General features: G+C 58.0%; 25 protein-coding genes. 21 read left to right on the forward strand and 4 right to left on the reverse strand.

Going from position 1 to position 26,033, the window contains the following annotated elements; all coding sequences use genetic code 11:
* Positions 1–11: 11 nt before the first annotated feature.
* On the reverse strand, positions 12–1,532 hold the full coding sequence (gene dnaA / locus AC1DWG_RS00525; RefSeq protein ID WP_477759768.1) for a chromosomal replication initiator protein DnaA: 1,521 nt from the start codon (positions 1,530–1,532) through the stop codon (positions 12–14).
* A gap of 566 nt (positions 1,533–2,098) precedes the next feature.
* On the opposite strand from dnaA, the gene rpmH reads away from it, so the two are divergent.
* From rpmH to glmS, 21 genes are all read left to right on the forward strand, one after another.
* Positions 2,099–2,233 carry a 50S ribosomal protein L34 gene (gene rpmH / locus AC1DWG_RS00530; protein ID WP_003213577.1) on the forward strand — a complete coding sequence of 45 codons (135 nt, stop codon included), beginning with the start codon at positions 2,099–2,101 and terminating at the stop codon, positions 2,231–2,233.
* Between the two features lie 16 nt (positions 2,234–2,249).
* Positions 2,250–2,651, forward strand: a complete 402-nt coding sequence (rnpA, locus tag AC1DWG_RS00535) for a ribonuclease P protein component (RefSeq protein ID WP_056727027.1) — start codon at positions 2,250–2,252, stop codon at positions 2,649–2,651.
* Positions 2,644–2,889: a membrane protein insertion efficiency factor YidD gene (yidD, locus tag AC1DWG_RS00540; RefSeq protein ID WP_010207715.1), complete on the forward strand. Its 246-nt coding sequence runs from the start codon at positions 2,644–2,646 to the stop codon at positions 2,887–2,889. Before rnpA ends, yidD begins: the two co-directional genes overlap by 8 nt.
* A 2-nt stretch (positions 2,890–2,891) precedes the next feature.
* A complete protein-coding gene (yidC, locus tag AC1DWG_RS00545) occupies positions 2,892–4,571 on the forward strand; it encodes a membrane protein insertase YidC (RefSeq protein ID WP_477763107.1) in 1,680 nt (559 codons plus the stop codon).
* Positions 4,572–4,650: 79 nt separating this feature from the next.
* Positions 4,651–6,021 carry a tRNA uridine-5-carboxymethylaminomethyl(34) synthesis GTPase MnmE gene (gene mnmE, locus AC1DWG_RS00550; protein WP_477754446.1) on the forward strand — a complete coding sequence of 457 codons (1,371 nt, stop codon included), beginning with the start codon at positions 4,651–4,653 and terminating at the stop codon, positions 6,019–6,021.
* Positions 6,022–6,571: 550 nt separating this feature from the next.
* Positions 6,572–8,470: a tRNA uridine-5-carboxymethylaminomethyl(34) synthesis enzyme MnmG gene (mnmG, locus tag AC1DWG_RS00555; protein ID WP_477763106.1), complete on the forward strand. Its 1,899-nt coding sequence runs from the start codon at positions 6,572–6,574 to the stop codon at positions 8,468–8,470.
* On the forward strand, positions 8,467–9,111 hold the full coding sequence (gene rsmG / locus AC1DWG_RS00560) for a 16S rRNA (guanine(527)-N(7))-methyltransferase RsmG (protein WP_007969895.1): 645 nt from the start codon (positions 8,467–8,469) through the stop codon (positions 9,109–9,111). The genes mnmG and rsmG overlap by 4 nt, the downstream gene beginning before the upstream one ends.
* Positions 9,112–9,129: 18 nt before the next feature.
* On the forward strand, positions 9,130–9,927 hold the full coding sequence (locus AC1DWG_RS00565) for a ParA family protein (RefSeq protein WP_007969897.1): 798 nt from the start codon (positions 9,130–9,132) through the stop codon (positions 9,925–9,927).
* Positions 9,928–9,936: 9 nt separating this feature from the next.
* Positions 9,937–10,809 carry a ParB/RepB/Spo0J family partition protein gene (locus tag AC1DWG_RS00570; protein WP_108218795.1) on the forward strand — a complete coding sequence of 291 codons (873 nt, stop codon included), beginning with the start codon at positions 9,937–9,939 and terminating at the stop codon, positions 10,807–10,809.
* A gap of 148 nt (positions 10,810–10,957) precedes the next feature.
* The gene (locus tag AC1DWG_RS00575) at positions 10,958–11,365 is read left to right on the forward strand and encodes a F0F1 ATP synthase subunit I (protein ID WP_477763105.1); all 408 of its coding nucleotides are present in this window, start codon (positions 10,958–10,960) and stop codon (positions 11,363–11,365) included.
* A 16-nt stretch (positions 11,366–11,381) separates the two neighbouring features.
* On the forward strand, positions 11,382–12,251 hold the full coding sequence (gene atpB, locus AC1DWG_RS00580; RefSeq protein ID WP_477754448.1) for a F0F1 ATP synthase subunit A: 870 nt from the start codon (positions 11,382–11,384) through the stop codon (positions 12,249–12,251).
* A 134-nt stretch (positions 12,252–12,385) separates the two neighbouring features.
* Positions 12,386–12,643, forward strand: coding sequence for a F0F1 ATP synthase subunit C (atpE, locus tag AC1DWG_RS00585; protein WP_003097235.1), 258 nt, complete (start codon positions 12,386–12,388; stop codon positions 12,641–12,643).
* A gap of 58 nt (positions 12,644–12,701) precedes the next feature.
* Positions 12,702–13,172 carry a F0F1 ATP synthase subunit B gene (locus AC1DWG_RS00590; RefSeq protein WP_116262423.1) on the forward strand — a complete coding sequence of 157 codons (471 nt, stop codon included), beginning with the start codon at positions 12,702–12,704 and terminating at the stop codon, positions 13,170–13,172.
* A gap of 12 nt (positions 13,173–13,184) precedes the next feature.
* The gene (locus tag AC1DWG_RS00595) at positions 13,185–13,721 is read left to right on the forward strand and encodes a F0F1 ATP synthase subunit delta (protein ID WP_108218799.1); all 537 of its coding nucleotides are present in this window, start codon (positions 13,185–13,187) and stop codon (positions 13,719–13,721) included.
* 21 nt (positions 13,722–13,742) lie between these two features.
* Complete coding sequence (gene atpA / locus AC1DWG_RS00600; protein ID WP_477787117.1) at positions 13,743–15,287, forward strand: F0F1 ATP synthase subunit alpha; 1,545 nt, start codon at positions 13,743–13,745, stop codon at positions 15,285–15,287.
* A 50-nt stretch (positions 15,288–15,337) separates the two neighbouring features.
* Entirely contained in the window at positions 15,338–16,198 is an 861-nt protein-coding gene (gene atpG, locus AC1DWG_RS00605) for a F0F1 ATP synthase subunit gamma (RefSeq protein ID WP_085723558.1), read from the forward strand.
* A 27-nt stretch (positions 16,199–16,225) separates the two neighbouring features.
* Positions 16,226–17,605, forward strand: a complete 1,380-nt coding sequence (atpD, locus tag AC1DWG_RS00610; RefSeq protein ID WP_034152182.1) for a F0F1 ATP synthase subunit beta — start codon at positions 16,226–16,228, stop codon at positions 17,603–17,605.
* Between the two features lie 45 nt (positions 17,606–17,650).
* Entirely contained in the window at positions 17,651–18,076 is a 426-nt protein-coding gene (locus tag AC1DWG_RS00615) for a F0F1 ATP synthase subunit epsilon (protein ID WP_007969909.1), read from the forward strand.
* 113 nt (positions 18,077–18,189) lie between these two features.
* Positions 18,190–19,557: a bifunctional UDP-N-acetylglucosamine diphosphorylase/glucosamine-1-phosphate N-acetyltransferase GlmU gene (gene glmU, locus AC1DWG_RS00620; RefSeq protein ID WP_477763104.1), complete on the forward strand. Its 1,368-nt coding sequence runs from the start codon at positions 18,190–18,192 to the stop codon at positions 19,555–19,557.
* Between the two features lie 173 nt (positions 19,558–19,730).
* Complete coding sequence (locus AC1DWG_RS00625; RefSeq protein WP_477763103.1) at positions 19,731–20,507, forward strand: DeoR family transcriptional regulator; 777 nt, start codon at positions 19,731–19,733, stop codon at positions 20,505–20,507.
* Position 20,508: 1 nt separating this feature from the next.
* Positions 20,509–22,341 carry a glutamine--fructose-6-phosphate transaminase (isomerizing) gene (gene glmS / locus AC1DWG_RS00630; protein WP_477763102.1) on the forward strand — a complete coding sequence of 611 codons (1,833 nt, stop codon included), beginning with the start codon at positions 20,509–20,511 and terminating at the stop codon, positions 22,339–22,341.
* A gap of 46 nt (positions 22,342–22,387) precedes the next feature.
* On the opposite strand, the gene AC1DWG_RS00635 is transcribed toward glmS, so the two are convergent.
* From AC1DWG_RS00635 to AC1DWG_RS00645, 3 genes are read right to left on the reverse strand one after another with little or no spacing between them, the layout of a single operon-like run.
* A complete protein-coding gene (locus AC1DWG_RS00635) occupies positions 22,388–23,413 on the reverse strand; it encodes a DUF2955 domain-containing protein (RefSeq protein WP_477787118.1) in 1,026 nt (341 codons plus the stop codon).
* A complete protein-coding gene (locus AC1DWG_RS00640) occupies positions 23,403–24,521 on the reverse strand; it encodes an HlyD family secretion protein (protein WP_477763099.1) in 1,119 nt (372 codons plus the stop codon). Before AC1DWG_RS00640 ends, AC1DWG_RS00635 begins: the two co-directional genes overlap by 11 nt.
* Positions 24,514–26,025: an efflux transporter outer membrane subunit gene (locus tag AC1DWG_RS00645; protein WP_477787119.1), complete on the reverse strand. Its 1,512-nt coding sequence runs from the start codon at positions 26,023–26,025 to the stop codon at positions 24,514–24,516. Before AC1DWG_RS00645 ends, AC1DWG_RS00640 begins: the two co-directional genes overlap by 8 nt.
* Between the last annotated feature and the right edge of the window lie 8 nt (positions 26,026–26,033).

A 26,033-nucleotide genomic window follows, 5' to 3' on the forward strand; every position in this document is an offset into this window, starting at 1 on the left:
GCTGGTATTCATCAAGTGGTCAGTGTACGCAGCAGGTTCTTGTAGTCCTCGCGGATGTCCGCGTCGGATTCCTTAAGTTCGTTGATCTTGCGGCACGCGTGCAAGACCGTTGTATGGTCGCGACCACCAAACACATCGCCAATTTCCGGCAGGCTGTGGTTGGTCAGTTCCTTGGACAACGCCATGGCGACCTGACGCGGACGAGCGACCGAACGCGAACGGCGTTTGGACAGCAAATCGGATATCTTGATCTTGTAGTACTCGGCGACGGTGCGCTGAATGTTATCCACAGAGACCAGTTTATCCTGCAACGCCAACAAGTCCTTCAGGGATTCGCGAATCAGCTCGATGGTGATATCGCGGCCCATGAAGTGCGAGTGGGCGATCACGCGTTTGAGCGCGCCTTCCAGCTCACGTACGTTGGAGCGAATGCGTTGGGCAATGAAGAACGCCGCGTCGTGCGGCAACTCGACTTTGGCCTGATCGGCCTTCTTCATCAGGATCGCCACGCGGGTTTCCAGCTCCGGCGGCTCGACCGCTACGGTCAGGCCCCAGCCAAAACGGGATTTGAGACGTTCTTCAAGGCCTTCGATTTCCTTCGGGTAGCGGTCACTGGTGAGAATGACCTGCTGGCCACCTTCGAGCAGGGCGTTGAAGGTGTGGAAAAACTCTTCCTGGGAACGCTCCTTCCGGGCAAAGAACTGAATGTCATCGATCAGCAATGCATCCACCGAACGGTAGAAGCGTTTGAACTCGTTGATCGCGTTCAGTTGCAGAGCCTTGACCATGTCCGCCACAAAACGCTCGGAATGCAGGTACACCACCTTGGCATTCGGGTTCTTCTTTAATAGATGGTTACCCACAGCGTGCATCAAGTGGGTTTTACCCAGGCCGACGCCACCATAAAGGAAGAGCGGGTTGTAACCGTGCTTGGGGTTGTCTGCCACCTGCCAGGCGGCGGCGCGCGCCAACTGGTTGGATTTACCTTCAACGAAGTTCTCGAAGGTAAAGGTGCGATTCAGGTAACTGGTGTGCTTGAGCGCACCTTCGACCTGCACGGTACGTTGCTCGGCGCGAACCGGGGCCTGTTGCGAACTGGCGCCGGCCATGGGGTCGAAGCTGTCACGAGAAGGTTCTTGCTCGGTGACCTCATCCACTTTTCGCGTCGTACGTTTGGTCGATGCGGCGGCAGGTGCTGGCGGTGGACTGGCAGGCGCTTGAGCAGCCTGGGCCTGGGAAGCGGCGGCAGCCAGGGGAGCATTGGGCGCGGCACGGGGTGCCGAACTGCGTTTGCTGCCTATTAACAAGGAAAGCGCAGGCGCCATGCCATTGCCGTGCTCATCGAGCAATTCGAGAACACGCCCCAGGTACTTTTCGTTGACCCAGTCCAGAACAAAACGATTGGGTGCATAGACACGCAACTCGTCGCCTTCGGCTTCGACCTGTAGTGGACGGATCCAAGTGTTGAATTGTTGGGCAGGCAGCTCATCGCGCAAAAGCTCCACGCACTGCTGCCAAAGTTCCACTGACACGGATATCCCCTAAGTTGAAAGCCGGTGAGGCAAAAACAAGCGGCCATTGTAGCGACCAGACGCCGACTTATCCACACGAAGGTGGTTCATCGACCAAGAAGAATCACCGTTTCATACGCAAAAAAGGCGACCAGTGGTCTGTGCATAAGCTCTGTGGATAACCGGGGTTAAGGTCATTGCACAAGTGGGGGCGGAACTCGGTGGATAACCGGCCTGTGGATAAACCGACCTTCCACACACAGGTTATCCGACAGCGCAGCACAGGCTGAACACTGTTTTCCACTGTAGTTGTCATTCTCTGTACATCAGGTAACACAAGGGCTTAATCGACTTATCCACAGATGGGCGCGGGCCTAGCTTTTATAAGCTTTACAGAAAAGCTTTAAATACTTTCCTTTCTTATTTTTATATTTGCCGACGGTTCGTTCAGCGCAAAACGTCCGGAGATCTATTTATAAGGAAACGCTGGTTGGAAATTGACCTGAAGGCTTGCTTTCTCTAGAATCCCCGGTCTCTTAAAACGGGGGCCATTCCGGCCCGTTGTGGACGAACCAGGTAACACGACAATGAAACGTACTTTCCAACCAAGCACTATCAAACGCGCTCGTACCCACGGTTTCCGTGCTCGCATGGCTACCAAGAACGGTCGTGCCGTCCTGTCGCGTCGTCGCGCCAAAGGTCGTGCGCGTCTGGCAGTTTGATAATCCGGCACTGGAGGTGAGTCAGGACTTCAGTCGGGAAAAGCGTCTGCTTACCCCCCGGCAATTCAAGGCAGTCTTTGACTCCCCTACCGGCAAGGTTCCGGGGAAAAATCTCCTGCTCCTTGCGCGCAACAACGATCTCGATCACCCCCGTCTCGGGTTGGTTATCGGGAAAAAGAGCGTAAAGCTCTCCGTCGAGCGCAATCGCCTCAAACGTCTGATGCGCGAATCGTTTCGCCTGAACCAGGACTCTCTGGTCGGTTGGGACATCGTTATCGTCGCGCGCAAAGGTTTGGGTGATGTAGAAAACCCCGAATTGATTCAGCATTTCGGCAAACTCTGGAAACGTCTGGCTCGCAGTTCGCCGGTACCAGCAGTCAAAACCGAAACTGTAGGGGTAGACAGTCCAGATGCGTAAACTGGCACTCGTTCCGATCCAGTTTTATCGCTATGCCATTAGTCCCCTGATGGCCAGTCACTGTCGTTTCTACCCCAGTTGTTCCTGCTACGCGTTAGAAGCCATCGAAAATCATGGCCTTCTTCGCGGTGGCTGGCTGACCTTTCGTCGTTTAGGTCGCTGTCATCCGTGGAATCCCGGTGGTTATGACCCGGTTCCACCTATCCCTACCTCCCGTTCTTCTTCGATGGCCGAGTAATCATGGATATCAAACGCACGATCCTGATCGTCGCCCTGGCAATCGTGTCCTACGTTATGGTTCTTAAATGGAACCAGGACTATGGCCAGGCTGCCCTGCCGACTCAGAATGTTGCCACCAATACGACTGCATCGGGCCTGCCGGATACGGCATCTGGCTCCAACGCTTCCGCCAGTGACGACATTCCACGTGCTGCAAGCGACACCAGCGCACCTGCCGAAACGCCGGTGGCTGTGAGCAAGGACCTCATCCAGATCAAAACGGATGTACTGGACCTGGCTGTCGACCCACAAGGTGGTGATGTTGCCCAGCTGACCCTGCCGCTGTATCCGCGTCGTCAGGATCACCCGGAAATTCCGTTCCAGCTGTTCGATAACGGCGGCGAACGTACTTATCTGGCGCAAAGCGGTCTGATCGGCACCAACGGTCCGGATGCCAATCCGGCCGGTCGTCCGGTTTATTCCTCGGAGAAGAAGGTTTATCAGCTGGCTGACGGTCAGGACCAATTGGTCGTGGACCTGAAGTTCAGCAAGGACGGCGTCAACTACATCAAGCGTTTCACCCTGAAACGTGGCCTGTATGACGTAACCGTTTCCTACCTGATCGACAACCAGAGCGCTCAGCCCTGGACCGGTGCGATGTTCGCGCAATTGAAGCGTGACGCCAGCGCCGATCCATCTTCCACAACCGCCACCGGCACCGCGACTTACCTGGGCGCTGCCCTGTGGACAAGTTCCGAGCCGTACAAGAAAGTGTCCATGAAGGACATGGACAAGGCGCCGCTGAAAGAAACCATCACTGGCGGTTGGGTTGCCTGGTTGCAGCACTACTTCGTGACCGCATGGATACCGGCCAAGGGCGAAAACAACGTCGTCCAGACCCGTAAAGACAGCAAAGGCAACTACATCATCGGCTACACCGGCCCATCGATGAGTGTTGCGCCGGGTGCCAAGGCCGAGACCAGTGCTGTTCTGTACGCCGGTCCGAAAAGCCAGGCCGTGCTGAAAGAGTTGTCCCCAGGTCTGGAACTGACGGTCGACTACGGCATTCTGTGGTTCATCGCCCAACCGATCTTCTGGTTGCTGCAACACATCCACGCCATTGTGGGTAACTGGGGCTGGTCGATCATCTTCCTGACCATGCTGATCAAAGGGATTTTCTTCCCACTGTCGGCTGCCAGCTACAAATCCATGGCGCGCATGCGTGCAGTGGCACCGAAACTGGCCGCGCTGAAAGAGCAACATGGCGATGACCGGCAGAAAATGTCGCAATCCATGATGGAGCTGTACAAGAAAGAGAAGATCAATCCGCTGGGTGGTTGCTTGCCAATCCTCGTGCAGATGCCGGTTTTCCTCTCGCTGTACTGGGTTCTGCTGGAAAGCGTCGAAATGCGCCAGGCGCCGTTCATGCTGTGGATCACTGACCTGTCGATCAAGGATCCGTTCTTCATTCTGCCGATCATCATGGGTGCAACCATGTTCATCCAGCAGCAGTTGAACCCGACTCCACCGGATCCGATGCAGGCCAAGGTGATGAAGCTGATGCCAATCATCTTCACCTTCTTCTTCCTGTGGTTCCCGGCGGGTCTGGTGCTGTACTGGGTAGTGAACAACTGCCTGTCGATCGCCCAACAGTGGTACATCACGCGTAAGATCGAAGCGGCTACCAAAGCAGCTGCCTGATTTACACTGTGGATAACCACTCAAAACGCCCCCTAGTGGGGCGTTTTGCTATCTGTCACTTTTGTCTGGATACCGGTTTATGAGCGTTCCTCGTGAAACCATCGCCGCCGTCGCCACCGCTCAAGGTCGTGGCGGTGTAGGCATCGTGCGTATTTCCGGGCCGTTGGCCAGCGTTGCGGCCAAGGCTTTCAGCGGTCGCGAGCTCAAGCCGCGATTTGCCCACTACGGTCCGTTTCTCGGTGAAAACGACGAGGTGCTGGACCAGGGCATCACGCTGTATTTTCCAGGGCCAAACTCGTTCACCGGCGAAGATGTACTGGAGCTGCAAGGTCATGGTGGCCCGATCGTTCTGGATATGTTGCTCAAGCGTTGCCTGGAACTGGGTTGCCGTCTCGCCCGACCGGGGGAGTTCAGTGAGCGCGCCTTCCTCAACGACAAACTGGACCTCGCCCAGGCCGAAGCCATTGCCGACCTGATTGAAGCCAGTTCTGCCCAGGCTGCGCGAAACGCGTTGCGCTCCCTGCAGGGTGCCTTCTCGTCACGTGTGCATAACCTCACCGAGCAATTGATCGGCCTGCGCATCTATGTCGAAGCGGCCATCGATTTCCCGGAAGAGGAAATCGACTTCCTCGCCGATGGCCACGTCCTGAGCATGCTCGACAAAGTGCGCGACGAGTTATCTACCGTCATGCGCGAAGCCGGGCAGGGTGCCTTGCTGCGTGACGGCATGACCGTGGTGATTGCCGGTCGTCCGAATGCCGGTAAATCCAGCCTGCTCAATGCACTGGCCGGGCGTGAAGCGGCGATCGTGACCGAAATTGCTGGCACCACCCGTGACGTGCTTCGTGAACATATCCACATCGATGGCATGCCGCTGCACGTGGTGGATACCGCCGGTCTGCGCGATACCGATGATCATGTGGAAAAAATCGGCGTTGAGCGTGCCTTGAAAGCCATTGGCGAAGCGGATCGGGTACTGCTGGTGGTCGATGCCACGGCACCTGAAGCCCTCGATCCGTTCGCACTCTGGCCGGAGTTTCTCGAAATCCGTCCCGATCCCGCGAAAGTCACCCTGATCCGCAACAAGGCCGACCTTACGGCTGAACCCATTGCCATGGAGGTCAGCGACGACGGCCATGTCACCATCAGCCTGAGCGCCAAGTCTGGTGGTGTCGGGCTAGAGCTGCTGCGTGATCACCTCAAGGCCTGCATGGGCTATGAACAAACGTCCGAAAGCAGCTTCAGTGCTCGCCGGCGACACCTTGAGGCGCTACGTCATGCCAGTACTGCCCTCGAGCATGGCCGTGCCCAATTGACCCTGGCCGGCGCTGGCGAGTTGTTGGCCGAGGATTTGCGCCAGGCTCAGCAGTCGCTGGGTGAAATCACCGGTGCTTTCAGCTCTGACGATCTGCTGGGGCGAATTTTCTCCAGCTTCTGTATCGGTAAGTAGCCCTCCTGTTATTCACAGACAGGCCATTCGTGCCTGTCTGCTCCCTCCTTTTCTGAAAAAAACCTCCAGTGCCGAGCGGACTTCGTCTGTTTGAGCGCAATTCCTGTACCCGAATTTCGAGCGAACGGCACTTTTCTGTGGATTAAGCCCTGTGAATAACCGCAGCTAAGGTCAGTTGATAACAGGCCTCTAAAACTGAACATAACCGCCTCTGTGGATAACCACCCCTTTCATCCACAGGCTTACACCGGTTATCCAAGGGCCTCATTGGCACATGAACACAGGGTTTTGAATCACTGTACACATTGAAAACAAAGGGCTTCATAGATCTATCCACAGATAGTTGCCTGCATAGAAATAAACATAAAAACAAAGATTTAATAAATTTCTTTCTTTTTAATTTCTATAACTCCGACTTTTCCACAGCTGGTTAAATTTTGTGCAAAGGGTTCTTTAGGAAGGGCGAAGTCCCTATACTTGTCGACCAGGTCCAAAAACCTGAGCTCAAACTATTCCTGAATTACCTACTTAAGCAGGCACGAGGTGCGTGGTGGATTTCCCTTCCCGTTTTGAAGTGATCGTCATCGGCGGCGGTCATGCCGGTACCGAGGCAGCACTGGCCTCAGCACGTATGGGGGTTAAAACCCTGTTGCTGACGCACAACGTGGAAACCCTCGGTGCCATGAGTTGCAATCCGGCCATTGGCGGGATCGGCAAAAGCCACCTGGTCAAGGAAATCGACGCCCTCGGCGGCGCGATGGCCATGGCTACCGATAAAGGCGGTATCCAGTTTCGCGTGTTGAACAGCCGCAAAGGCCCGGCCGTGCGAGCAACCCGCGCACAGGCAGACCGGGTTCTGTACAAGGCAGCTGTCCGCGAAATCCTGGAGAACCAGCCGAACCTGTGGATATTTCAACAGGCCGCTGACGACTTGATCGTCGAGCAGGAACAAGTCCGTGGTGTTGTCACCCAAATGGGCCTGCGTTTCCTCGCCGATTCCGTGGTGTTGACCACTGGCACATTCCTCGGTGGACTTATCCACATCGGTTTGCAGAATTTTTCCGGCGGTCGCGCCGGTGATCCGCCATCGATCGCGCTGGCTCACCGTCTGCGTGAGCTGCCATTGCGTGTGGGTCGTTTGAAAACCGGTACTCCGCCGCGTATCGACGGCCGGTCTGTGGATTTCTCGGTGATGTCCGAGCAACCGGGTGATACGCCGATCCCGGTGATGTCGTTCATGGGGTCCAAAGAGCAGCATCCGAAGCAAGTCAGCTGCTGGATTACTCATACCAACGCCCGCACCCACGAAATCATTGCCGCGAACCTCGACCGTTCGCCGATGTATTCCGCTGCCGGTGAGATCGAAGGCATCGGCCCGCGTTATTGCCCGTCGATCGAAGACAAGATCCATCGCTTTGCCGACAAGGAAAGCCATCAGGTGTTCATCGAACCGGAAGGTTTGACCACCCATGAGTTGTATCCGAACGGGATATCCACAAGCTTGCCGTTCGACGTGCAATTGCAGATCGTGCAATCGATCCGCGGCATGGAAAACGCGCACATCGTGCGTCCGGGCTACGCGATCGAGTACGACTACTTCGATCCACGGGATTTGAAATTCAGCCTGGAAACCAAAGTCATCGGCGGCCTGTTCTTCGCCGGGCAAATCAACGGCACAACCGGTTACGAAGAAGCCGGTGCCCAAGGGTTGCTCGCCGGGACCAACGCTGCGCTGCGTGCGCAAGGCAAAGACGCCTGGTGCCCGCGTCGCGACGAGGCCTACATCGGCGTGTTGGTCGACGACCTGATTACCCTCGGTACCCAAGAGCCGTATCGGATGTTCACGTCCCGTGCCGAATACCGTCTGATTCTGCGCGAAGACAACGCCGACCTGCGTTTGACCGAAAAAGGTCGCGAACTGGGCCTGGTGGATGACGTGCGCTGGGCGGCTTTCTGCAAAAAACGCGAAAGCATCGAACTCGAAGAGCAGCGCCTGAAAAGCACCTGGGTACGCCCGGGCACCGAACAAGGCGATGCGATTGCCGAAAAGTTCGGCACGCCACTGACTCACGAATACAACCTGCTCAATCTCTTGAGCCGTCCGGAAATCGACTACGCTGGTCTGATCGCCGTGACCGGTGGGGGCGCAGAAGATCCACAGGTTGCCGAGCAGGTCGAAATCAAGACCAAGTACGCCGGCTACATCGATCGTCAACAGGATGAAATCGCCCGCCTGCGCGCCAGCGAAGACACCAAATTGCCTGTGGATATCGATTACACAAATATTTCCGGTCTCTCCAAAGAGATCCAGAGCAAGCTCGGCGCGACCCGTCCAGAAACCTTGGGCCAGGCCTCGCGTATCCCGGGCGTTACGCCGGCAGCCATTTCGCTGTTGATGATTCATTTGAAAAAACGCGGCGCGGGCCGTCAGTTGGAGCAAAGCGCTTGAGTTCGTTGGTCACTTCGCAACACGCAGAAGAGTTATCCACAGGTGCCCGCCAGCTTGGCGTCACGCTGACAGAAACCCAGCACGCACAACTGCTGGGTTACCTGGCCCTGTTGATCAAATGGAACAAGGCTTACAACCTCACCGCCGTGCGTGATCCGGACGAAATGGTTTCCCGTCACTTGCTCGATAGCCTGAGTGTGATGTCGTTCATCGAAAACGGTCGTTGGCTCGACGTCGGCAGTGGCGGCGGCATGCCTGGCATTCCGCTGGCGATCCTGTTTCCCGAGTCCCAGGTGACCTGCCTGGACAGCAACGGCAAGAAAACCCGCTTCCTGACCCAGGTAAAACTCGAACTCAAACTGGATAACCTGCAAGTTATCCACAGTCGCGTTGAAGCCTTCCAGCCTGCCCAGCCGTTCAACGGGATCATTTCCCGGGCGTTCAGCAGCATGGAGAACTTCAGCAACTGGACTCGCCACCTCGGCGATAGCGAAACACGCTGGCTGGCAATGAAGGGCGTTCATCCGGCCGATGAGCTGGTAGCATTGCCGGCAGACTTCCACCTCGATAGCGAACACGCCCTGGCCGTACCTGGTTGCCAAGGCCAACGCCATCTGCTGATACTGCGCCGCACGGCATGATTGGGAACACAAGCAAGAATGGCTAAGGTATTCGCGATTGCGAACCAAAAGGGTGGCGTGGGCAAAACCACCACCTGCATCAACCTCGCAGCATCCCTGGTCGCGACCAAGCGCCGGGTGCTGTTGATCGACCTTGATCCACAGGGCAACGCCACCATGGGTAGCGGTGTGGATAAACATGGCCTGGAAAACTCGGTCTACGACCTGCTGATCGGTGAGTGCGACCTGGCCCAGGCCATGCACTTTTCCGAACACGGTGGTTACCAGTTGTTGCCAGCCAACCGCGACCTCACCGCGGCCGAAGTAGTGCTGCTGGAAATGCAGATGAAGGAAAGCCGTCTGCGCAGCGCGCTGGCGCCGATCCGGGAAAACTACGATTACATCCTGATCGACTGCCCACCGTCGCTGTCGATGCTGACCCTGAACGCACTGGTTGCCGCCGACGGGGTAATTATCCCCATGCAGTGCGAGTACTTCGCACTCGAAGGCTTGAGCGACCTTGTGGATAACATCAAGCGTATCGCTGAACTGCTGAACCCGAACCTGAAGGTCGAAGGCCTGCTGCGGACGATGTACGACCCGCGCCTGAGCCTGATGAACGATGTCTCGGCGCAGCTCAAGGAACACTTCGGCGAACAGCTCTACGACACCGTCATTCCGCGCAACATCCGTCTGGCCGAAGCGCCAAGCTACGGCATGCCGGCGCTGGCGTACGACAAAGCATCGCGAGGCGCCGTTGCCTATCTGGCATTGGCGGGCGAAATGGTTCGTCGTCAACGCAAAAACTCACGCATCGCCGCTGCTCAGGCAACTTAAGGAATCCCCATGGCCGTCAAGAAACGAGGTCTCGGACGTGGACTGGATGCTCTGTTGAGTGGTCCGACTGTCAGCTCGCTGGAAGAACAAGCGGCGCAAGCCGATCAGCGTGAGCTGCAGCACCTTCCCCTGGATCTGCTCCAGCGCGGCAAATACCAGCCGCGTCGTGACATGGATCCGCAGGCGCTCGAAGAGCTGGCGCAGTCGATCAAGGCCCAGGGCGTCATGCAGCCCATCGTGGTTCGCCCGATCGGCAGCGGCCGTTTTGAAATCATTGCCGGCGAACGCCGCTGGCGCGCCAGCCAGCAAGCCGGGAAGGAAACCATCCCGGCGATGGTTCGCGATGTACCCGATGAAACCGCTATTGCCATCGCGCTGATCGAGAACATCCAGCGCGAAGACCTGAACCCGATCGAAGAAGCGGTGGCTCTGCAGCGGTTGCAGCAGGAGTTCCAGCTGACCCAGCAACAGGTCGCCGAGGCAGTGGGCAAGTCCCGGGTGACAGTGGCTAACCTGTTGCGCCTGATTTCCTTGCCGGAAGTCATCAAGACCATGTTGTCCCACGGCGACCTGGAAATGGGTCACGCCCGTGCTTTGCTCGGTTTGCCGGAAATTCAACAGGTTGAAGGGGCGCGACATGTTGTCGCACGCGGGCTGACCGTGCGCCAAACCGAGGCACTGGTTCGCCAGTGGTTGAGTGGTAAACCGGAGCCTGTTGAAGCGGCAAAACCGGACCCGGATATCGCCCGTCTTGAACAGCGCCTGGCCGAGCGCCTAGGCTCTGCGGTGCAGATCCGCCACGGTAAGAAGGGTAAAGGGCAGTTGGTGATTGGCTACAACTCACTGGATGAGCTTCAAGGCGTACTTGCGCATATCCGCTGAAACATTTCCTCATGTAGCGCGCAGTCGGAAATCACTACCTGACAGTTGAATAGGGGCAGAACCGCCCCTATACTCTGCGCGCATTTTGTCGGCACAAATTATGCCAAGTTATTGAATTTCGGCAGCCGACCATTGGGGAGTAAAAGTGATGGAAACCCGCACGCCAAACCGCCTGCCCTTCCATCGCCTGGCAGTTTTTCCGGTGTTAATGGCTCAATTTGTCGTTCTGCTCATTGCCGCTTTGGCGCTCTGGCAACGGTATGGAGTCGTTGCCGGGTACTCGGGACTTTGCGGAGGCCTGATAGCCTTGCTTCCCAATATTTATTTCGCTCACAAGGCATTTCGGTTTACCGGCGCCCGAGCAGCCCAGTCCATCGTCCGGTCTTTTTATGCCGGCGAGGCAGGCAAACTGATTTTGACGGCAGTGCTGTTTGCACTGGTGTTTGCAGGTGTGAAGCCACTGGCGCCGATTGCAGTATTCGGTGCCTTCGTGCTGACTCAGTCGGTCAGCTGGTTCGCTCCCCTGCTGATGAGAACAAGACTTTCGAGACCTTAGGGCGTTTGAGGCAACCATGGCAGAAACAACCGCTTCGGGCTATATCCAGCACCACTTGCAGAACCTGACCTTCGGTCAGCTACCCAACGGCGGCTGGGGCTTTGCCCACACCGCAGCAGAAGCCAAGGAAATGGGCTTCTGGGCTTTCCACGTCGATACTCTCGGCTGGTCGGTCGCATTGGGTCTGATTTTCGTTCTCCTTTTCCGCATGGCGGCGAAGAAGGCGACTACCGGTGTTCCTGGTGCTTTGCAGAACTTCGTTGAAGTATTGGTCGAATTCGTCGATGGCAGCGTGAAAGACAGCTTCCATGGCCGTAGCCCGGTGGTTGCACCACTGGCACTGACCATCTTCGTCTGGGTGTTCATGATGAACGCCGTCGACCTGGTACCGGTCGACTGGATTCCTCAGCTGGCCATCCTGATCTCCGGCGATCACCACATCCCGTTCCGTGCCGTGTCGACCACCGACCCGAACGCTACTCTGGCCATGGCCTTCTCGGTGTTCGCGCTGATCATTTTCTACAGCATCAAGATCAAGGGCCTCGGCGGCTTCATCGGCGAGCTGACCCTGCACCCGTTCGGCAGCAAGAACATCTTCCTTCAGGCGCTGCTGATCCCGGTGAACTTCCTGCTGGAATTCGTGACCCTGATCGCCAAGCCGATCTCCCTGGCTCTGCGTCTGTTCGGCAACATGTATGCCGGCGAGCTGGTCTTCATTCTGATTGCTGTGATGTTCGGCAGCGGTCTGCTCTGGCTTAGTGGCCTGGGCGTTGTTCTGCAGTGGGCGTGGGCTGTGTTCCACATCCTGATCATCACCCTGCAGGCGTTCATCTTCATGATGCTGACCATCGTCTACCTGTCGATGGCACACGAAGAAAACCATTAAGACCAGTCTCGACTAGTCTGATGTCCCTCCCCGTTAAACGGGAGGGGGCTCTTAACGGGGCCTCTGAAACGATTTGTTTTACCGCTTTAAATTAAAAAAACCTAAACCATACGACGTAAAAGTCGGGAGGAAAGATGGAAACTGTAGTTGGTCTAACCGCTATCGCTGTTGCACTGTTGATCGGCCTGGGCGCACTGGGTACCGCAATTGGTTTCGGCCTGCTGGGCGGCAAGTTCCTGGAAGGCGCAGCGCGTCAGCCAGAAATGGTTCCAATGCTGCAAGTTAAAATGTTCATCGTTGCCGGTCTGCTCGACGCCGTAACCATGATCGGTGTTGGTATCGCTCTGTTCTTCACCTTTGCGAACCCGTTCGTTGGTCAAATCGCTGGCTGATTACTCGGATCTTCCGGGTAATTTGGTGTGATGGACAACGTAACTGCGAGGTGTTGGCGTGAACATTAATGCGACCCTGATTGGCCAGTCCGTTGCGTTCCTGATTTTTGTACTGTTCTGCATGAAGTTCGTATGGCCTCCGGTCATTGCGGCTCTGCACGAACGTCAAAAGAAGATCGCTGATGGTCTGGACGCTGCCAGCCGAGCAGCTCGCGACCTGGAGTTGGCCCAAGAGAAAGCGGGTCAGCAACTGCGCGAAGCGAAAGCTCAGGCAGCTGAAATCATCGAGCAAGCCAAGAAACGCGGTAATCAGATTGTCGAAGAGGCTGTTGAAAAAGCCCGTGTCGACGCTGACCGTGTGAAGGTTCAGGCTCAGGCCGAGATCGAACAGGAACTGAACAGTGTCAAAGACGTGCTGCGTGCCCAAGTGGGCTTGCTGGCAGTCGAAGGCGCCGAGAAGATCCTGGGTGCCACAATCGATCAAAACGCGCACGCAAAGCTGGTTAACCAACTGGCTGCTGAAATCTAAGCGAGGGCGATCATGGCAGAACTGACCACGTTGGCCCGACCTTACGCTAAGGCGGCCTTCGAGCACGCTCAGGCCCACCAGCAACTGGCCAATTGGTCAGCCATGCTCGGCCTGGCTGCAGCGGTGTCGCAAGACGACACTCTGCAGCGCGTGCTCAAGGCCCCGCGACTGACGAGCGCAGAAAAGGCCACCACGTTCATTGACGTGTGTGGCGACAAGTTTGATGCCAAGGCACAGAACTTCATCAATGTCGTTGCCGAAAACGACCGTCTCCTGCTATTGCCGGAGATTGCCGCTCTTTTCGACCTGTACAAGGCCGAGCAAGAGAAGTCGGTAGACGTTGAAGTGACCAGTGCTTTTGCATTGAACCAAGAACAGCAAGACAAACTCGCCAAGGTTCTCAGTGCACGACTCAACCGGGAAGTGCGCCTGCAAGTTGCGGAGGACGCTGCCCTTATTGGTGGTGTCGTCATCCGCGCCGGCGACCTGGTTATCGATGGCTCGATTCGCGGCAAAATCGCGAAACTGGCCGAAGCATTGAAATCTTGAGTTTGAAGGGGCAGCAGAGCAATGCAGCAACTCAATCCTTCCGAAATAAGTGAAATTATCAAGGGCCGCATCGACAAGCTCGATGTGACCTCCCAAGCCCGTAACGAAGGCACTGTCGTCAGCGTATCTGACGGTATCGTGCGGATTCACGGTCTGGCCGACGTAATGTACGGCGAGATGATCGAGTTTCCGGGCGGCGTCTTCGGCATGGCCCTCAACCTGGAGCAAGACTCCGTAGGTGCCGTTGTACTGGGCGCATACCAGTCTCTGGCTGAAGGCTTGAGCGCCAAGTGCACTGGCCGCATCCTCGAAGTTCCGGTTGGTAAGGAACTGCTGGGTCGCGTAGTCGACGCACTGGGTAACCCTGTTGACGGCAAAGGTCCACTGGGCAACACCGAGACCGACGCGGTCGAGAAAGTTGCTCCAGGCGTGATCTGGCGTAAGTCGGTAGACCAGCCTGTACAGACTGGCTACAAGGCTGTCGATGCCATGATCCCGGTCGGCCGTGGCCAGCGTGAGCTGATCATCGGTGACCGTCAGATCGGTAAAACCGCTCTGGCGATCGACGCGATCATCAACCAGAAGAACAGCGGCATTTTCTGCGTCTACGTAGCGATCGGTCAGAAACAATCGACCATCGCCAACGTGGTTCGCAAGCTGGAAGAAAACGGCGCCCTGGCCAACACGATCATCGTGGCTGCCAGTGCTTCGGAATCTCCTGCGCTGCAATTCCTGGCACCGTACTCCGGTTGCACCATGGGTGAATTCTTCCGCGACCGCGGTGAAGACGCGCTGATCGTTTATGACGATCTGTCCAAGCAAGCAGTGGCTTACCGCCAGATTTCCCTGCTGCTGCGCCGTCCACCAGGCCGTGAAGCTTACCCAGGCGACGTGTTCTATCTCCACTCCCGTCTGCTGGAGCGCGCATCCCGCGTTTCGGAAGAATACGTAGAGAAGTTCACCAACGGCGCAGTGACCGGCAAAACCGGTTCCCTGACCGCACTGCCGATCATCGAAACCCAGGCTGGCGACGTTTCCGCGTTCGTTCCGACCAACGTGATTTCCATCACCGACGGTCAGATCTTCCTGGAATCGGCCATGTTCAACTCGGGCATCCGCCCTGCAGTGAACGCCGGTGTTTCGGTATCCCGTGTGGGTGGTGCCGCTCAGACCAAGATCATCAAGAAGCTGTCCGGTGGTATCCGTACCGCTCTGGCTCAGTACCGTGAACTGGCGGCATTCGCCCAGTTCGCTTCTGACCTGGACGAAGCGACCCGTAAGCAACTTGAGCATGGTCAGCGCGTTACCGAGCTGATGAAGCAGAAGCAATACGCACCAATGTCGATCGCTGACATGGCGCTGTCGCTGTATGCCGCTGAGCGTGGGTTCCTGACTGACGTTGAAATCGCCAAGATCGGCAGCTTCGAACAAGCGCTGATTGCTTTCTTCAACCGCGATCACGCCGATTTGATGGCGAAGATCAACGTGAAGGGTGACTTCAATGACGAAATCGACGCTGGCATGAAAGCCGGTATCGAGAAGTTCAAGGCCACCCAAACCTGGTAAGCCGCAGCGGGAGCCGCAAGGCTCCCGCTTGCTAACCTGATAGGTGTTACATGGCAGGCGCAAAAGAGATTCGCAGTAAGATTGCGAGCATCAAAAGCACGCAAAAGATTACCAGCGCCATGGAAAAAGTGGCGGTCAGTAAAATGCGCAAGGCACAAATGCGCATGGCTGCTAGCCGTCCTTACGCGGAGCGCATCCGCCAGGTTATTGGTCATCTGGCCAACGCTAACCCGGAATATCGCCACCCGTTCATGATCGACCGTGAAGTAAAGCGAGTTGGTTATGTCGTAGTGAGCAGTGACCGTGGTTTGTGTGGTGGCTTGAACACCAACCTGTTCAAGGCTCTGGTCAAGGACATGGCGGTAAACCGCGAAAACGGCGTCGAGATCGATCTGTGTGTCGTTGGTAGCAAGGGTGCGGCTTTCTTCCGCAACTTCGGCGGTAACGTCGTAGCAGCTATCAGCCACCTGGGTGAAGAGCCGTCGATCAATGATCTGATTGGCAGCGTCAAGGTGATGCTGGATGCCTACCTGGACGGCCGTATTGACCGCCTGTCCGTGGTGTCCAACAAGTTCATCAACACCATGACGCAACAGCCTACCGTGGAGCAGTTGATTCCACTGGTGGCAACCCCGGATCAAGACCTCAAGCACCACTGGGACTATCTCTACGAACCGGATGCCAAAGAGCTGCTTGACGGCTTGATGGTCCGTTACGTCGAGTCGCAGGTCTACCAGGCGGTGGTCGAGAACAACGCGGCTGAACAGGCTGCGCGGATGATCGCGATGAAGAACGCTACCGACAACGCCGGTGATTTGATCAGCGATTTGCAGCTGGTCTACAACAAGGCGCGTCAGGCTGCGATCACCCAAGAGATCTCGGAAATCGTCGGCGGCGCTGCCGCGGTTTAACGGTTCAAATATTCAGAGGATCCAGCTATGAGTAGCGGACGTATCGTTCAAATCATCGGCGCCGTTATCGACGTGGAATTTCCACGCGACAGCGTACCGAGCATCTACAACGCGCTGAAAGTAATGAGCGCGGCTGAAACCACTCTGGAAGTTCAGCAACAGCTGGGCGACGGCGTGGTTCGCACCATTGCGATGGGTTCCACCGAGGGCTTGAAGCGCGGTCTGGAAGTTACCGATTCTGGCGCAGCCATCTCCGTACCGGTCGGTAAAGCGACTCTGGGCCGGATCATGGACGTCCTCGGTAACCCGATCGACGAAGCTGGTCCGATCGACACCGAAGAGCGTTGGGGCATTCACCGTCCAGCACCTTCGTTCGCTGAACAAGCAGGCGGTAACGACCTGCTGGAAACCGGCATCAAGGTTATCGACCTGGTTTGCCCGTTCGCCAAAGGCGGTAAAGTCGGTCTGTTCGGTGGTGCCGGTGTAGGCAAAACCGTAAACATGATGGAACTGATCCGTAACATCGCCATCGAGCACAGCGGTTATTCCGTGTTCGCCGGTGTGGGTGAGCGTACTCGTGAGGGTAACGACTTCTACCACGAGATGAAGGACTCCAACGTTCTGGACAAAGTGGCACTGGTTTACGGTCAGATGAACGAGCCGCCGGGTAACCGTCTGCGCGTAGCTCTGACCGGCCTGACCATGGCCGAGAAGTTCCGTGACGAAGGTAACGACGTTCTGCTGTTCGTCGACAACATCTATCGTTACACCCTGGCCGGTACTGAAGTATCCGCACTGCTGGGCCGTATGCCTTCGGCAGTAGGTTACCAGCCGACCCTGGCTGAAGAGATGGGCGTTCTGCAAGAACGTATCACTTCGACCAAGGAAGGTTCGATCACTTCGATCCAGGCGGTATACGTACCTGCGGATGACTTGACCGACCCGTCGCCAGCGACCACCTTCGCCCACTTGGACGCTACCGTCGTTCTGTCCCGTGACATCGCTTCCCTGGGTATCTACCCGGCGGTCGATCCACTCGACTCGACTTCGCGCCAGCTGGACCCGAACGTAATCGGCCAGGACCACTACGACACCGCTCGCGGCGTTCAGTACGTTCTGCAGCGTTACAAAGAACTGAAGGACATCATTGCGATCCTGGGTATGGACGAGCTGTCGGAAGCCGACAAGCAGTTGGTAAACCGTGCTCGTAAGATCCAGCGCTTCTTGTCGCAGCCGTTCTTCGTGGCTGAAGTCTTCACCGGTGCATCAGGTAAATACGTTTCCCTGAAAGACACCATTGCTGGCTTCAAAGGCATCCTCAACGGTGACTACGACCACCTGCCAGAACAAGCGTTCTACATGGTTGGCGGCATCGAAGAAGCGATCGAGAAAGCCAAGAAACTGTAATCCCGGCGCCCGGCAACGGGCGCTAATTTAGGTTGAGGCAATCAGATGGCTATGACAGTCCATTGCGATATCGTCAGCGCGGAAGGGGAAATCTTTTCCGGTCTGGTCGAGATGGTGATTGCGCACGGTGCACTGGGTGATCTTGGTATCGCTCTGGGTCACGCGCCGCTGATCACTAATCTGAAGCCAGGTCCGATCCGCCTGGTCAAGCAGGGCGGGGAAGAGGAGGTGTATTACATCTCCGGTGGTTTCCTCGAGGTTCAGCCGAACATGGTCAAGGTACTTGCCGACACCGTGCAGCGTGCTGCCGACCTGGATGAAGCCTCCGCTCAGGAAGCCGTCAAGGCTGCCGAGAAGGCCTTGCATGAACGTGGCGCTGAATTCGATTACGGTTCCGCTGCCGCACGTCTGGCCGAGGCTGCAGCTCAGCTGCGCACCGTCCAGCAGATCCGCAAGAAGTTCGGCCACTAAGGCAGCACTTGTTGTGTGATTGATTAAAAAGGGTAGCCTCGGCTACCCTTTTTTCTTTTCCGATTTTTACAACCCGGTCGCAGCCGCTGACCACCCAGGATTGGTAGCCAGTCATGTCTCTTGAAATCGTTATTCTCGCTGCAGGCCAAGGCACGCGCATGCGTTCCGCTTTGCCAAAAGTTTTGCACCCGATTGCCGGCAACTCCATGCTCGGTCATGTTATCCACAGCGCTCGGCAACTTGATCCACAGCGCATCCACGTCGTAATCGGTCATGGTGCCGACGCCGTGCGCGAACGCCTGGCGGCGGATGACCTCAACTTCGTCCTGCAGGATAAACAGTTGGGTACCGGTCACGCCGTTGCTCAAGCAGTGCCATTCATTCAGTCCGACACCGTGCTGGTGCTCTATGGTGATGTGCCGTTGATCGAGGTCGAAACCCTGCAGCGCCTGCTCAAGCAAGTGGGTCCAGAGCAATTGGGCCTGCTGACCGTCGAACTGGATGACCCGACCGGTTACGGCCGAATCGTTCGTGATAGCGCTGGCAAGGTTGCCGCCATTGTCGAGCAGAAAGATGCCGATGAAGCCCAACGCCAGATCACCGAAGGCAATACCGGCATTCTGGCGCTGCCTTTTGCCCGTCTTGGCGACTGGATGAGTCGCCTCTCCAATAACAACGCCCAGGGCGAGTACTACCTGACTGACATCATTGCCATGGCAGTGAGCGATGGTCTGGTGGTGGCCACCGAGCAACCGCATGACGCCATGGAAGTGCAGGGTGCCAACGACCGCAAGCAGCTTTCCGAGCTGGAGCGGCATTATCAATTGCGCGCCGGTCGTCGTTTGATGGCTCAAGGTGTGACGCTGCGCGACCCGGCACGTTTCGACGTGCGCGCAGACGTGACCGTAGGCCGCGACGTGCTGATCGACATCAACGTGATCCTCGAAGGCAAGGTGGTAATCGAAGACGACGTGGTGATCGGCCCGAACTGCGTGATCAAGGACAGCACCTTGCGCAAAGGCGTGGTCATCAAGGCCAACAGCCATATCGAAGGCGCCATTCTGGGTGAAGGCAGCGATGCCGGCCCATTCGCGCGTCTGCGTCCAGGTACCGTGCTGGAAGCCCGGGCGCATGTGGGTAACTTCGTCGAGTTGAAAAACGCGCACTTGGGAGAAGGCGCCAAGGCCGGTCACCTGGCTTATCTGGGTGATGCTGAAGTGGGCGCGCGCACCAACATCGGTGCTGGCACCATCACTTGCAACTATGACGGCGCCAACAAGTGGAAAACCGTGTTGGGTGAAGATGTGTTCATTGGTTCCAACAACTCGTTGGTAGCACCTGTGGATATCCTGGATGGTGCGACCACGGCGGCCGGTTCGACTATTACCTCGGCTGTGGATAAATCCCAGTTGGCCATTGGGCGTGCTCGTCAGAAGAACATCGACGGCTGGAAGCGGCCGGAGAAGATCAAGAAGAGCTGAGTTATCCACAGTCCAATGCTCGGCTGCAGTTATTCACAGCCAGATCCATTGCATTCGCGGGCTTGCCCGCGATGCTTTTATCCACAACTCTTTTTATCGCATGGCGCTTGACGAAGTTTCGCTGATAGGTTTTGATTGCTTCTGCTATCTTTCGAAACGAAACTTATCAGCTCATGTCGAAGCGCAACACACCTCAACGTCGTCACAACATCCTCGCCTTGCTCAATGAGCAGGGCGAAGTCAGTGTGGATGAGTTGGCCAAGCGCTTCGAAACATCGGAAGTTACGATTCGCAAGGATCTGGCAGCACTTGAAAGCAATGGCCTGTTGCTGCGTCGTTACGGCGGGGCGATCACCATGCCTCAGGAGCTGGTCGCGGACCTTGGTCAGCCGGTTTCCATATACAAGCAAGCCATCGCTCGTGCCGCCGTCGCGCGGATTCGCGAGCATGCGCGCATCATTATCGACAGTGGCAGTACCACCGCCTCCATGATCCCGGAACTCGGGCAGCAACCCGGTCTGGTGGTGATGACCAACTCGCTGCATGTCGCCAATGCCCTGAGCGAACTTGAGCATGAACCGGTGCTGTTGATGACCGGTGGCACCTGGGACCCGCATTCCGAGTCCTTTCAGGGGCAGGTTGCCGAGCAGGTACTACGCTCCTACGACTTCGACCAGCTGTTCATCGGGGCCGATGGCATCGATCTGGTTCGCGGTACAACCACCTTCAACGAACTGCTCGGGCTGAGCCGGGTCATGGCCGAAGTCGCCCGCGAAGTGGTCGTGATGGTGGAGGCCGACAAGATCGGCCGCAAGATTCCCAACCTGGAGCTGCCCTGGAGCAGCATCCATACCCTTATTACGGATGAACGCCTGCCGCTTGAGGCTCGCGATCAGATTCAGGCCCGCGGCATCAATTTGATTTGCGCGGCTATCAGTCAGGAGAAATAGCATGTGTGGAATTGTCGGCGCAGTCGCAGAACGTAACATCACCGCCATCCTCGTCGAAGGCCTGAAACGCCTCGAATACCGTGGGTATGACAGCGCTGGCGTGGCGGTCTACACCAACGATGAAAAACTCGAGCGCCTGCGTCGCCCGGGCAAAGTCAGTGAGCTGGAGCAGGCATTGGCCACCGAGCCGCTGGTCGGTCGTCTGGGTATCGCCCACACGCGCTGGGCCACCCACGGTGCACCGTGCGAGCGCAATGCCCACCCGCATTTCTCCGGTGACCTGGCGGTGGTGCACAACGGCATCATCGAAAACCACGAAGCCCTGCGTGAACAACTCAAGGCCTTGGGCTATGTGTTCACTTCGGACACCGACACCGAAGTCATCGCGCACCTGCTGAACCACAAACTCAAGGATCTGCGCGATCTGACCGTGGCCCTCAAGGCGACCGTCAAAGAGTTGCACGGTGCTTACGGTCTGGCAGTGATCAGCTCGAAGCAACCTGATCGTCTGGTCGCAGCCCGCAGCGGCAGCCCGCTGGTGATCGGCCTGGGCCTGGGGGAAAACTTCCTGGCGTCCGACCAGTTGGCCCTGCGTCAGGTCACCGACCGCTTCATGTATCTGGAAGAAGGCGATATCGCCGAAATCCGCCGCGACAGCGTGCAGATCTGGGACGTTGACGGCAAGGCTGTCGAGCGCGAAGCCGTGCAGTATCGCGACGGTGCCGAAGCCGCTGAAAAGGGCGAGTTCCGCCATTTCATGCTCAAGGAAATCCACGAGCAACCATCCGTGGTGCAGCGCACCCTGGAAGGTCGCCTGAGCCAGAACCAGGTACTGGTTCAAGCATTCGGCCCACAGGCGGCCGAGCTGTTCGCCAAAGTGCGTAACGTACAGATCGTCGCATGTGGCACCAGTTACCACGCCGGCATGGTCGCGCGTTACTGGCTCGAAGAGCTGGCCGGCATTCCTTGCCAGGTCGAAGTCGCCAGCGAATTCCGCTACCGCAAGGTGGTGGTGCAGCCGGACACCTTGTTCGTGACCATTTCCCAGTCCGGTGAGACCGCCGACACCCTGGCCGCACTGCGCAACGCCAAGGAACTGGGTTACCTCGCCAGCCTGGCGATCTGCAACGTCGGCATCAGCTCGCTGGTACGCGAGTCCGATCTGACCCTGTTGACCCAGGCCGGTCGCGAAATCGGTGTGGCATCGACCAAAGCCTTCACCACGCAATTGGTTGGCCTGTTGTTGCTGACGCTTTCCCTGGGCCAGGTTCGTGGCACATTGGCCAAAGATGTTGAAGCGACGCTGGTCGAAGAACTGCGTCGTTTGCCAGCCCGTCTGAGCGAAGCGCTGGCCATGGACAGCACCGTGGAAAAAATCTCCGAGCTGTTCGCCGAGAAACACCACACGCTGTTCCTCGGCCGCGGTGCGCAGTTCCCGGTAGCGATGGAAGGGGCACTCAAGCTCAAGGAAATCTCCTACATCCACGCTGAAGCCTATCCGGCCGGCGAGTTGAAACACGGCCCGTTGGCGCTTGTGGATAACGACATGCCAGTGGTGACCGTGGCGCCGAACAACGAACTGCTGGAGAAGTTGAAGTCCAACCTCCAGGAAGTCCGCGCCCGCGGTGGCCAGTTGATCGTCTTCGCTGACGAGAAGGCCGGCATGACCAACGGTGAAGGCACCCACGTGGTGCACATGCCGCACATCCACGACATCCTGTCGCCGATCCTCTACACCATCCCGCTGCAGCTGCTGTCGTACTACGTTGCCGTACTCAAAGGCACCGACGTCGACCAGCCGCGCAACCTGGCGAAGTCGGTAACCGTGGAATAAGTTATCCACAGATGAAAAACCCCCTTCTCAGGGGGTTTTTCTGTTTCTAGGTGGTCGTAATTCGACGCTGGCGCCGCGTGTCCAGCAGATGGACCATGACGCAGGCGTACAAGGTCACCAGAATGAACAGGCCCATGCGGATGGCGAAGGCGGTGTAAACGTCCTTGCCCGCTGCACTGTCCTGCACCGATTGGCCGAGCAGAATGATCAGGGTCGCCAGGCTGTTGAGCCAGAAACTCGGTGGTTGTCGGGTCCGGGCCAGGCCATAGAGCTTTCTGGCCGCCAGCAATCCGAACAGCAACATCCACAGAAAGAACATCCACAGGTTGACGAACAGGCTCAGCGCGCACCAGAAAAGAATCGCCATCAAGCCACCGAGCAGGGTAGAGCCGAGTAACTCCTGGCCGGCGGTGCGGGCGCTGGTCGCGCAGCTTTGTTGGCCGAGGCTGACGGCTTTCATGATGATCGGCAGGTAGCTGGCCGGGTCGATCATGGCCAGCAGGAAAGTCGGCAGCACCACCAGCGTGGCCCGTAGCGCCAGCCAACCGCTTTCGGTTGGCGTAAGGCTCGGGCCCGGTTTGGCCGCGGGGGCACTGGCGGGCTCGGGAAACAGCCAATGGCTGATGGTCAGCGTCGTGACGGCCAAGAACAAACCCTTGACCAGGGCCACGATCACCTCAAGCGCCAGGCTGAATTCAGCGGTTCCGGCCGAACTGATCAAGGTCAGGCCCACCACCAGGAAAGTCGCCACCAGCGGGTTGCCGCCACGCAAGCCATAACCAAAGGCCAGGAACAGGCACAGTCCGACCAGCAACACGCCACTGAAGGGGTAATAACGCAGCAGGGGAATGAGCAGCAGGCCGGTCCCGGTGGTTAGCATCAGGATCAGGATCAGGCCCAGGCTGGCCTTGAACGGCAACGGTCGGTTCATCGCCGCCAGCATCATCAGCGCCAGCATCGGCGCGAGGAACGGGATGGGCAGGGCCAGACCAAAGCTCGCCGCCAGGCACAGCGCCGTACCGAAGCTCAGACGCAGGGCGCGCTGAACCCGGGCCGGACGCTCAATACGCATAGGACATCCAGCTCATCAGGCGCAGGAACAGGCGACCCAGAATATTCAGCGGGTTACTTTCACTCGGGAACGCCATGACTTCGGCTTGCCCGCCGGAGCGGATGCCTTGCGGGCTGCTCAACTCACCGGGTTCGAACTCGATGATGACCGGAAAGCGCTGGGCAGGGCGTAGCCAATCGCGGCTGTTCTCCACTTTCGGCAGACTGCCCGGCTGGGTGGTTTGGCCGATATCGACGCCATAGCCAACGCTGCGCACATGGCCTTTGAAAATCTCTCCCGGCAGGGCGTCGAGGACGATGGACACCGGCGTCCCGGGCTGGACGCTTCCCAGGTTGTTTTCCGTCATGTCGGCGCTGATCCACACATCGTGGATGGCGATCAGGGTCATCACCGGCGCACCGGCGGCGGCAAACTGGCCGACATCGGTGCGCAAATCGGTGATCAGGCCGGCCGAGCGCGCGTGGACCCTGGTATTGCTCAAGTCCAGCTCGGCTTTTTCAAGGTTGCTTGCGGCGCTGAGCAACTGGGCGTTTTCGTCTTCGTTACCGCCCTGTTGTTCGCGTGCACGTTGTACTTCGGCCTTGGCTGCGGCGACCTGGCTGATGGACTCTTCCAGGGTGGCGCGGGATATTTCCAGGCGTCGTAGCGAGATGGTGCCCGGGTCTTCGCGGTACAGGCGTTCAAGCCGCTGGATGTCCTGGCGTGCCTTGAGCTCGTTGGCCTGGGATGCACGCAGGGACGCTTGCTTGGAGTCGACGCCGGCGGTGTTGGCGCCCACCTGGCGACGGGTCGACTCAAGGTCGGCGCGGGCGCGATCGACGGCAATCTGGTATTGCTCGGGATTGACTTCAAACAGCAACTCGCCGGCCTTGACGTCCTGGTTGTTGCGTACATGCACTTTGGTCACCCGGCCCGATACCTCGGCGGCCACCGGCACAATGAAGGCCTGCACCCGTGCCTGTTGCGTGTAGGGGGTGTAACGGTCGGCCATCAGGTACCAGACCAGGCTCAGGATGATCAGCAGCACCACCCAGTTGATCGCTTTTTTCGCAGGGTCGGCGGCAGGTGCCGGGGCTTTCTCGTCGACCGGTTGTTGGCTGTCAGTCATGGGCACTTTCCTTCGGTTCGTCGAGCAGATCGCCCCAATCGGTCCGTTGTTGCATCTGTTGGCGGGTGGCCGGGTCGACCATCGGCTGGTCGCTGTACCAACCTCCGCCCAAAGCCTTGTAGAGGGCGATCAGGCTGTTGACGGCGGTGCCACGGTTGACCAGGTAAATATCCTGCTGGGCAAACAGGGCCCGCTGGGCATCCAGCACGCGCTGGAAATCCGAATAGCCTTCGCGGTATTGGGCATTGGCCAGGGTCACCGAACGTTCGGCGGCTACCGAGGCTTCGCTGAGGATCTGGTCGCGCTCCAGCGCTTTGATCAAACCGGTAGCGGCATCGTCAGCCTCGCGCGCCGCCTGGCGCACGCTGTCCTGGTAGATAACGATCAATTGCTGCAAGCGCGCATCCTGCACGCGAACGTTGTTGGTGATCCGGCCGTGGTCGAAGATGTCCCAGCGCAGGCTGGGGCCGGCCACGAAGTCGAGGGTATTGGGCGCAGCGTTGAGCGAGCTGGCGGACCAGACGATGCTGCCCAGCAGGCTGATGGAGGGGTACAGGTCGGACTCGGCCACACCGATCAACGCCGACTGCGCTGCCACTTGCAGCTCGGCAGCACGGACATCGGGGCGCCGCACCAGCAGGTTGGCCGGCACATCCTGCAAGACCGCGGTATCGAGCAGTGGCACCACACCGGTGTTGCGATCAAGATCAGGGATCGTGCCGGGTGGCTGGCCGATCAGGGTAGACAGCGCATTGCGCAAGCTCGCCACCTGGCTCTCGAAATCCGGGATGGTACTCAGGGTGCCCAGGTACTGGGTCTTGGCTTGTTGCAGATCGAGTTCGGCTTCGGCCCCGCTGTTGAACAGGCGCTCGGTGATCTCGTAGCTGCGCTTTTGCAATTTGGCGTTACTGCGGGCGATGGCCAGGCGCGCCTCGGCGGTGCGCAAGGCGTAGTAGTTTTGCGCCAGTTGCGCGTGCAACAGCACCAGGGCATTTTCGTAGTTGGCCTGGGCGGCAAACCAGGAGGCGTCGGCCGACTCGATGGCACGGCTGAAACGCCCCCAGAAATCCAGTTCCCAGCCGATATCGAAGCCGACGCTGTGTTGCCAGAAATGCGTGTCCTGGGGGTTGGCGCCGCCCGACTGTCGACGGTTCAGGTACAGGCTGTCGGCGCTGGCTTGTTGCAATTGCGGGTAGCGGCCGGCCAGAGCGATGCCCAATTGCGCGCGGGACTCCATGACCCGCAGGCCTGCGACTTGCAAGTCGGAGTTATGGGCGTCGGCTTCGGCCATCAAATGGTCGAGCACCGGGTCGTTGAACACGCGCCACCATTGGCGGCTGTCAGGTTGCGCGTGTTGTTGGCCGGCGATTTCCAGGGCCGGGCTGTTCCAGTGGTCGACCCAGGGCTGGGCCGGCGACTGGAAATCCGGGCCCAGTTGCACACAGCCCCCCAGAACGACGGTGCCACAGAGCAGAAGCCGGCTGATGCGAGCAGGGCGTGGCATCAAGCGCA

The sequence above is a fragment of the Pseudomonas sp. P4_B3 genome (genome assembly GCF_056402295.1).

Coding starts and splice junctions, on each gene's coding strand:
- rpmH (WP_003213577.1), top strand. CDS start 2,099: ATGAAACGTACTTTCCAACCAAGCACTATCAAACGCGCTCGTACCCAC.
- yidD (WP_010207715.1), top strand. CDS start 2,644: ATGCGTAAACTGGCACTCGTTCCGATCCAGTTTTATCGCTATGCCATT.
- yidC (WP_477763107.1), top strand. CDS start 2,892: ATGGATATCAAACGCACGATCCTGATCGTCGCCCTGGCAATCGTGTCC.
- mnmE (WP_477754446.1), top strand. CDS start 4,651: ATGAGCGTTCCTCGTGAAACCATCGCCGCCGTCGCCACCGCTCAAGGT.
- AC1DWG_RS00565 (WP_007969897.1), top strand. CDS start 9,130: ATGGCTAAGGTATTCGCGATTGCGAACCAAAAGGGTGGCGTGGGCAAA.
- AC1DWG_RS00570 (WP_108218795.1), top strand. CDS start 9,937: ATGGCCGTCAAGAAACGAGGTCTCGGACGTGGACTGGATGCTCTGTTG.
- AC1DWG_RS00575 (WP_477763105.1), top strand. CDS start 10,958: ATGGAAACCCGCACGCCAAACCGCCTGCCCTTCCATCGCCTGGCAGTT.
- atpB (WP_477754448.1), top strand. CDS start 11,382: ATGGCAGAAACAACCGCTTCGGGCTATATCCAGCACCACTTGCAGAAC.
- atpE (WP_003097235.1), top strand. CDS start 12,386: ATGGAAACTGTAGTTGGTCTAACCGCTATCGCTGTTGCACTGTTGATC.
- AC1DWG_RS00595 (WP_108218799.1), top strand. CDS start 13,185: ATGGCAGAACTGACCACGTTGGCCCGACCTTACGCTAAGGCGGCCTTC.
- atpA (WP_477787117.1), top strand. CDS start 13,743: ATGCAGCAACTCAATCCTTCCGAAATAAGTGAAATTATCAAGGGCCGC.
- atpG (WP_085723558.1), top strand. CDS start 15,338: ATGGCAGGCGCAAAAGAGATTCGCAGTAAGATTGCGAGCATCAAAAGC.
- atpD (WP_034152182.1), top strand. CDS start 16,226: ATGAGTAGCGGACGTATCGTTCAAATCATCGGCGCCGTTATCGACGTG.
- AC1DWG_RS00615 (WP_007969909.1), top strand. CDS start 17,651: ATGGCTATGACAGTCCATTGCGATATCGTCAGCGCGGAAGGGGAAATC.
- glmU (WP_477763104.1), top strand. CDS start 18,190: ATGTCTCTTGAAATCGTTATTCTCGCTGCAGGCCAAGGCACGCGCATG.
- AC1DWG_RS00625 (WP_477763103.1), top strand. CDS start 19,731: ATGTCGAAGCGCAACACACCTCAACGTCGTCACAACATCCTCGCCTTG.
- glmS (WP_477763102.1), top strand. CDS start 20,509: ATGTGTGGAATTGTCGGCGCAGTCGCAGAACGTAACATCACCGCCATC.
- AC1DWG_RS00635 (WP_477787118.1), bottom strand. CDS start 23,413: ATGCGTATTGAGCGTCCGGCCCGGGTTCAGCGCGCCCTGCGTCTGAGC.
- AC1DWG_RS00640 (WP_477763099.1), bottom strand. CDS start 24,521: ATGACTGACAGCCAACAACCGGTCGACGAGAAAGCCCCGGCACCTGCC.
- AC1DWG_RS00645 (WP_477787119.1), bottom strand. CDS start 26,025: ATGCCACGCCCTGCTCGCATCAGCCGGCTTCTGCTCTGTGGCACCGTC.